This is a genomic window from Mesonia maritima (genome assembly GCF_042433895.1).
GTDB lineage: Bacteria > Bacteroidota > Bacteroidia > Flavobacteriales > Flavobacteriaceae > Mesonia > Mesonia maritima.
This window is the reverse complement of sequence record NZ_JBHLUA010000015.1, coordinates 20,811-27,890: the sequence shown is the minus strand read 5'-3', so window position 1 is coordinate 27,890 and position 7,080 is coordinate 20,811. Positions and strand designations below refer to the sequence as shown.

Below are 7,080 nucleotides of genomic sequence, written 5' to 3'. Positions count from 1 at the left end.
ATAGATAGCTTACAAAATGGCGTGGGCTGTGCTTGTTTAGTGATAGGTGTCTGGCGATACCTCTGGAATTAGCAAGTTCAGTTCCACGCTTTTTAAATAATAAAACTCCTTAAAATCGCCAGCATGAGCACATTACTTTATATCCTAAAATTTAAGAACCATAAGAAAATAAAAATTGGGGTTACTACTAATCTTATTTATCGAATATCTCAAATCGAAAAAAAGACCGGATTTAACGTTGATTATTATCAATCTAGAATAGTCACCAATTCTAGTAAAAGAAAAATTACACTTTTAGAAAGAAATCTTTTAGAGATTACCTTGGATTTTAAGTATCATTTTAGCAAGGATTTTGATTTTGCAGGAAAGCAGGAGTTCAGGCAAGACAATTGCCTTAATTTAATCTTACAATATATAAGTGATCAGAAAGATTATGGAATGAAATATAAAATTTACAAAGGAATTGATACTTGTGGTTTGTATAATCACAAACTTCCTAAAGTTTATTTTCCTATAGATTTAACCTTAAATTTACTTTCTCGCGTGCTTGCAGAAGATCTTGTTGAGTATTGCAACGAAAACGATTTAAACGTACTAGAAATATATAATCAGGCTATATACGAATATGCAGTCAGAAATGGTTTTGATCGGAAAGATAACCCAATCCAAGATTATCAGCATTTTTTTAAAGTATAAAGCTTTCATTTTACTTGTCTAATAAATCATACAAGACAATTGATTATATTTCTTTTTTGATTAGTTTAGGTAAACTGAAAATAATCTAAAGAGCGGAGGATGTAATTTAAAGTCTGTCCTTAGTTTCACTCCTTCGGGTGTACCCCCGAGTGTTTGCCAAATCGAGCCTAATGCGGTCTTCAAACCTAATATACAATGCTGGATTGTCAAACTCCTATTATAAAGTGGGGGCGGTTCATTTCTTTTAAATATTCTGTGTGGCCAGATAAACTAATTTAGCAGAACCATATCATTGGTGAAGGCGCCTTTGGTCTTGGTAACCTTACGTACCTGTCGGTTTAAACCTTCCGCGGCAGTGGTATAAATAAGTTCTGATGGGCTAATTTAAGATGAAAAACCTATTAACGATATCAAGCTGTTGCTTAAAAATTATATTAACTTTGTAGATTCCCCATTTCTAAGAAATGGAGAATCTACAATCGCTCAATTTAGGTTGACGTATTTGATTTAAATAATTCATTTTACAATCTAATTCTTTTAAAACCTTAAGTGTTTTGTCGTAATTTGCTTGAAAGTTGTGCGTAAAAATTATAGTGTGGTTACTACAATTTACTGCATTTTAGTAGTTTGCATAACTTTTTCTAAATGTACAACGGGTTTTAAATTATCTCTATTTATCGTATATTGATAATTTTATATAAATATAAGTCTCAAAAAAAACCAGAAAGAATATATCTCTAAGTAAGTTGCTTCAGGAGAATATCAAAACAATAGCGTAATGGCAAGAGACATTTTAAGACTTCACAGTATTTATCGCGAAAAGGTAATCCAAGATTTACAAAAGGAAATTGAATTAGGCTGGAACGGTTCTAATAGTTCAATGACTATAGATCAGATTATTGAATCCAAGAAAAAATCTTAATGAACCCTTGTCCAGAAAATTCTGGAGCAGCGGTACAAATGCACCATCTTTCTCAAAGAGGATTTTGCGGGCTGTCAGTTGTTCAAGTGCTTTTTTTCAATTTTGTTCAATTCTTCCTGTGTCATTCTAATTCTGTTTGAGTATTAATATAAAATTTCTCAGACAGACTTCAAATTACACCCTCCATATTTCTTTTTTGATTAGTGTAAGGAAACCTATGAAAATATTCTAAAGAGCGAGAAAAGGTTCTTTAAAATTGTAAATTACCTTTTTCTTAGCTTTTTCAATAAACTGATCGGTATTAATTTCAATAGGATCACGCCCCTGGACGTGCTTGCTTTCTTCTTCAATCCTACTTATTTTTTCCAGACATTCATCGATAAAACACTTTTGATGAAAAGTTTTCATTGATTCATATTCATACTCTATTTCCTGTTCCAATTCACTTTGGGAATATTTTTCTTCACATTCAGATAAATTGACCAGTAAGTTTAATACAGCGCTCGCAGCACAGCGACCAAGTTCACTGTTGGTGTTCCATTTGGGATGAGTGCTACTTAAATAACTTATAATATACCGGTAAAGATCTTTACCGGTATGTTCCTCTAGTTGGTAATAATCTTCGTGTTCTTCATAATTGTCAAGGTATTCTCGGTATAACCAATCTATTTCTGCATCTGTAAACATAGCAAACTAATTTTTTATCAAGGTAAAACTTTTTGAATAGTACAACAAAGAAATAACGTTATTATGTAAAATAAAAAATTTACCAATTATCAATATAAATGAGAGCTTTCTCAAACCAGTTATGCTTATTTTCAGCTTCGGCTAAATGATTTTTTAATTCATTTTGCTCTTCCTCAGAAGAATCATGATAAAGTTTTTGATAAGCTATTTGATACTTACCGTTTATACTTGCTTGCTCCACAAATGTAACCCCATAAAACACGATGATTGTACTAATGGATATTGAGTATAAAATATTTTTTAAATTCTTTTTTGAATCCTTATCAAAAATAGTTTCTCTAGTATAGCGTACCTTACTTGGTATTTCAGGTATATTTGCAATATGTTCTTGAAGAGAAGTTTTTAGCTTTTTATGCTTCTCCAAATTCGTCTCATGTAATTCTAAAAGTTCCTTATAAAAATTTTGGTCTTTTATAACATTTTCATTGTATTTTTTTAGTTGATTGTTTAATTCCTTGACGTCGACACCTTTAAGAGAATCACTTACTTCCTGCATAATCGCATCATTTTGATGTAAACGTTGTATTAACAACTCTACATTTTTATCTATCTTGTTTATTGATTTATCCATATTGTTAACTTCTATATTGTTTAACTTCTTTTTCTATTGTATTAATCGATCTATATACATTTCTTTCTAGTTCTAATTCAATCCTTAGAATCATTATATCACAGATAGCTTTATGATAACCATTCAACGATTTAAGATCATTTTTAAAATAATTACAAGGAAATGGAGGGTGAACGTGGTTAACGCATTTAAGTTTTTTTTTATCTGCGGAAGTAATATCATATTGAACTTTAGCCTTCGGTATCAGTTCATCTAATGTAAAATCAGAACGGAGATAATTCTCTCCAAATTTTCTTTCTAAATAAACGATTATTGCTTTTCGCGCAGAAACTCGTAGTTTCTTTGGAAGCACTTTTTTTAGATATTCTATTCGTATAACTTCTCCATGTGCTTCAAGCATTTCATTAAAAGAATAGAAGTCTGATTCATCTTTCAAATACCGTGACATCTTTTTTCTCAGTTCGTCAAATCGTTTTTGTTGTTGGATTTTTGGTTTCATCATTATAATTTTGGTCCTTTATGTTGATTTTTATTTAACTTCTGGGTCATTCCATTCCTGATAATTGCCTGAGTAGCATTAGCATATAGATTTAAATTCTTTCTATATAAATGAGGTCTCTCTTGCAATTCTAAACCCACCATTAACTCCTGTAAGTAAGTCGATTTGTAATTAAATCTTTTTCGAAATAGTTCAATTAAAAAAAGTGATTCTTCATCCGTTATTTCTGAGTGATACTCTTCGCAATTATTATAAGATTCAAAATAATGCGTTGTAAAATTTCTTTTTCTATTCTTCCCCTCTTGTAAAAATGAAATTACATCCTTATCATTTATTTTCGTAAATATTGTGTGCGATAAATACCTACTTACATAGCTGCCAAATTGAAATCGTCTAATTCCCGTTAGGGGCTCTATTAGTAATTCATCAACTACCGCATGATAGGCTCCATTTTTACCTCTCTGAGGGAAAGGATTATTTTCATTTTTTAAACTCTCTAAAAGAACTTCCTCATAATCTGAAGAATGATTCAATACTTGGGAGAAGAAATGAAGACAAGCGATATCGAAGTGAGTTAACTCACTTCTGTCTATTATCATATGACCTTTCCAAATTAACTCTTGAGCACCCATAAAAGAAAGGATAGATTTAATTTTTTGAGGACCAAAAGGTCCCGTTGGCCGTATGGAATCGAGATGAAAAATTTTAGGTTTTTCGTCAGGCTTAAATTGAATTCTAGGGATGTAATCTTTCATTTATATAACTGTTTTATTTAGAATTTTATATTAATAATATGTTTAAGTTTTACTTTAATACACATATTATTAATATTTGAATATCAATTCATTGTATCTTATTCAAACATATAAATAAATATTAATTTCAAAAAAAATATTAAAGATTTTTTTGAAATTAAACTGAATGAGATTGTTGAAGCCTTGTTATAGCTTTTCTCACGAATATTTTAAAAATCCAAAGGTTAGGGAATGGAAATTTACAATTCCCTAACCTTTGTTATTCCCTATTACTTGCTCCTACATTTGACATCAGTTAACAACAAATTATTATTTATTATGAAGCCAAAATTAATGCTAGTAACAGAAAAAGGGATGCAAGAATTTATACCGCTCACACGATATGAAGAATTGCAAATGCGATTTGAAAAATTATCCAACGAGGAAAAAACTCAAAAAGAGGAAAAGGAAAAACTCTATACGATGACAAAAGTTTTGAAAATTTTTAAAACCAGTCGACCTACCATTTACGCCTGGGAGAAAAAAGGAATTTTACATCCTATTCGAATTGAAGGGCGGGTTTACTTTAAAGCTGACGATGTCGATAAAATGATAGATTCAAAAAGGTGATTTATTTCCCTTTTGTTATTCCGAAGCAAATTCAGAAAACTTTTTTAATCTGAATTTCCAAAGAAGAAGATAGCACCTAAAATAACGATTTTAAAATCTCTTGAATAATCATTGATAAACTTTCCCTTTTAAAATTTTATAGACCTCTTTTCTAAAAGTTTTGATATAGAAATTTAGCTCCGAAAATTGGTTTTTATTCAAACGAAAGGGAATAAACAAGCTTTTTATAAAGCTTGGGCAACTTTTAGTTGCAGCAAGTGGTGTTTTTGCACTCCCTAACGTGAGTACAAAAACTAAGATTATTCGCTAAAGCTCATACAAATGAAAAAAAATCATCGAATACAATTACGCCTTACGGCAATTGAGAAAACCGCCATTGAGATGAAAGCTAAAAAGTATGAAACCTCTATCACACAGATAGTAATTTCAGCTACTTTAAACAAACCCATTCCTATCAAATGGGAGCCTGATGAACATGCAGAAAAGCTAAAAAACGAACTTTCCATAATTGGAAGAAACCTTTGGATGCTGATTAAGTATAAAAAGAAATTTCAGCTTTCTGAACAATTCAAAATTCAAGAAATAATTAATGAACTGTTACAGCTCGTACAAAAAATCAATCAGTATTATGATCGCAAAAGTGAAACTCAATCATAGCATTTCTGGCTTAATGAATTACCTTACTATTAAGAAACATTTAGTAATGGATAGCAATGAAGTCTTGCCAATTTCTGACCCTAAATACATTTCTAAAGAATTTAAAAAAAGGCAATCTTTTAATTCAAGATGTAAAAAACAAAACTTTCATATCATCCTTTCTTTCGGTAATAAGGACAAAATTGATAATGAAAAACTTGATACGATTTGTCGTGATTTTATAAAAAGTTTTTTTGAAGGAAAAGCAGAACAATGGATAGCTATTCGCCACCCCGACACGCAGAACCATAAACATATTCATATTGCTCTCAATAGAATTACGAGAGATGGAAAAGCTTTGGGAACAGCTCGTACAGGAATGCATTCTCTGGAAATCTGTAGAAAATTGGAAAAAAAATATGGTTTGCAACAACTTTCAAATATCATAGGGGAAAATAAAAATAAAATGAAAAGTGAATTGAAAATTATCATTGAGCAAGCTTTACAGGACTGCGTGGAGTTGGAAAGTTTTAAAAACGAGCTTTTGAAATCTAATTATAAAGTACTTACAGGGCGAGGAATCACTTTTGTAAATAAGACAAATGGAGCACAAGTTAAAGGAAGCGCTATAGTGAGAGAATACAGTCTACAAGGTATTAAGGATCGGCTAAGTTTAAATCAGCAAAACATATCAAACTCTTATTATCTAATTGAGCCCAGAAGAAGTTTAAAAGATCTAACAGAAACAGTTCTCGGGACGGCAGAAGAGCTTTTAACTTCTCAACAAACACAATATCACGAAGAACAAGAAGAACTAAACCGAAAAAAGAAAAAGAAAAAAAATAAACGTAAAGGAAAAACTCTATAGTATGGAAAAAGAAATAAGAAATATCGAGCAAAAATTAAATTTACTAATTGATTATTTGCAACATGAAGAAAAGGAGAAAAAAGAATTGCTAAAGGATCATAAGGAAATAGGAGAACTAACGGCTGAAATGAAAGAAGTCTCTCATAAGGTTTATCAAGATTTAGTGAATCACGTTGAAGTTTTAAAATCCCACCGAATAATGGTGGAAAATCACTTCCAAGAAATGAATAAATATAATAGTAGTGTGGAGTATTATTTAAATAAAATTCCCACAGAAATTGAATGTATAAGGCATATTACCCTCGACCCTCTTTCCTATAAAAGAGCTGTGTATCTTTTTTATATTATGCTTTTTAGTATAGTGGGAATAATTTTTTTGGGGTATATATTGAATAACAATATAGAAGCTTTGTTAAACATTAAAATGTGATTAAACAATAATGAATAAATTTATTACTTACTTATAATCATTTATTCAATTATCTCTCAGAATTATGGTGAATGTCGCTTTTCAGCGCGATGTTGTGTAAGCTTTCCTTAAAGCCAAATTGTTTAAAAAATATAATATTTTGCTTAACTTTATACAATCAGACAGTCTAATTATGGAAAGCTTACAAAATTTGAATATTATTTCATCTTTATATCTTTTATATTAGGAAAACAATAAAAGACTTAATTTTATTCCTTAGAGATGAGACCTTTATTTACTCAACCATTTTTATCGCATTATTTATCAGAATTTTGGCTTTCAAATGTTCCAAACATTAAGTTTATTAG

Annotated in this window: 10 protein-coding genes and 1 pseudogene; 6 read left to right on the top strand and 5 right to left on the bottom strand. The window is 30.2% G+C overall.

Annotated features, from left to right (window positions below; genetic code table 11):
- Positions 1-123 precede the first annotated feature (123 nt).
- Positions 124-696 (top strand): hypothetical protein, encoded by a 573-nt coding sequence (locus tag ACFFGL_RS12215; RefSeq protein WP_309727539.1) that lies wholly within the window; start codon positions 124-126, stop codon positions 694-696.
- A 478-nt stretch (positions 697-1,174) separates the two neighbouring features.
- Here ACFFGL_RS12215 and ACFFGL_RS14840 read toward each other — a convergent pair.
- Positions 1,175-1,285 (bottom strand): annotated as a pseudogene (locus ACFFGL_RS14840) (IS982 family transposase); the annotation flags it as partial.
- A gap of 189 nt (positions 1,286-1,474) precedes the next feature.
- Here ACFFGL_RS14840 and ACFFGL_RS12210 point away from each other — a divergent pair.
- Positions 1,475-1,618: a hypothetical protein gene (locus ACFFGL_RS12210; protein ID WP_309727538.1), complete on the top strand. Its 144-nt coding sequence runs from the start codon at positions 1,475-1,477 to the stop codon at positions 1,616-1,618.
- 228 nt (positions 1,619-1,846) lie between these two features.
- On the opposite strand, the gene ACFFGL_RS12205 is transcribed toward ACFFGL_RS12210, so the two are convergent.
- The 4 genes from ACFFGL_RS12205 to ACFFGL_RS12190 form a co-directional block, all read right to left on the bottom strand.
- Entirely contained in the window at positions 1,847-2,305 is a 459-nt protein-coding gene (locus tag ACFFGL_RS12205; protein WP_309727537.1) for a hypothetical protein, read from the bottom strand.
- 79 nt (positions 2,306-2,384) lie between these two features.
- Positions 2,385-2,936: a hypothetical protein gene (locus ACFFGL_RS12200; protein WP_309727536.1), complete on the bottom strand. Its 552-nt coding sequence runs from the start codon at positions 2,934-2,936 to the stop codon at positions 2,385-2,387.
- Between the two features lie 4 nt (positions 2,937-2,940).
- Positions 2,941-3,435, bottom strand: a complete 495-nt coding sequence (locus tag ACFFGL_RS12195) for a hypothetical protein (protein ID WP_309727535.1) — start codon at positions 3,433-3,435, stop codon at positions 2,941-2,943.
- A gap of 2 nt (positions 3,436-3,437) precedes the next feature.
- A complete protein-coding gene (locus ACFFGL_RS12190; protein WP_309727534.1) occupies positions 3,438-4,190 on the bottom strand; it encodes a hypothetical protein in 753 nt (250 codons plus the stop codon).
- Between the two features lie 318 nt (positions 4,191-4,508).
- On the opposite strand from ACFFGL_RS12190, the gene ACFFGL_RS12185 reads away from it, so the two are divergent.
- The 4 genes from ACFFGL_RS12185 to ACFFGL_RS12170 all read left to right on the top strand — a co-directional run bounded on the left by ACFFGL_RS12185 (position 4,509) and on the right by ACFFGL_RS12170 (position 6,733).
- Positions 4,509-4,799, top strand: coding sequence for a helix-turn-helix domain-containing protein (locus tag ACFFGL_RS12185; RefSeq protein ID WP_309727533.1), 291 nt, complete (start codon positions 4,509-4,511; stop codon positions 4,797-4,799).
- A 321-nt stretch (positions 4,800-5,120) separates the two neighbouring features.
- The gene (locus ACFFGL_RS12180) at positions 5,121-5,456 is read left to right on the top strand and encodes a plasmid mobilization protein (protein WP_309727532.1); all 336 of its coding nucleotides are present in this window, start codon (positions 5,121-5,123) and stop codon (positions 5,454-5,456) included.
- Positions 5,428-6,303, top strand: coding sequence for a relaxase/mobilization nuclease domain-containing protein (locus ACFFGL_RS12175; protein WP_309727531.1), 876 nt, complete (start codon positions 5,428-5,430; stop codon positions 6,301-6,303). Before ACFFGL_RS12180 ends, ACFFGL_RS12175 begins: the two co-directional genes overlap by 29 nt.
- Position 6,304: 1 nt before the next feature.
- The gene (locus ACFFGL_RS12170; protein ID WP_309727530.1) at positions 6,305-6,733 is read left to right on the top strand and encodes a hypothetical protein; all 429 of its coding nucleotides are present in this window, start codon (positions 6,305-6,307) and stop codon (positions 6,731-6,733) included.
- The last annotated feature ends 347 nt before the right edge of the window (positions 6,734-7,080 follow it).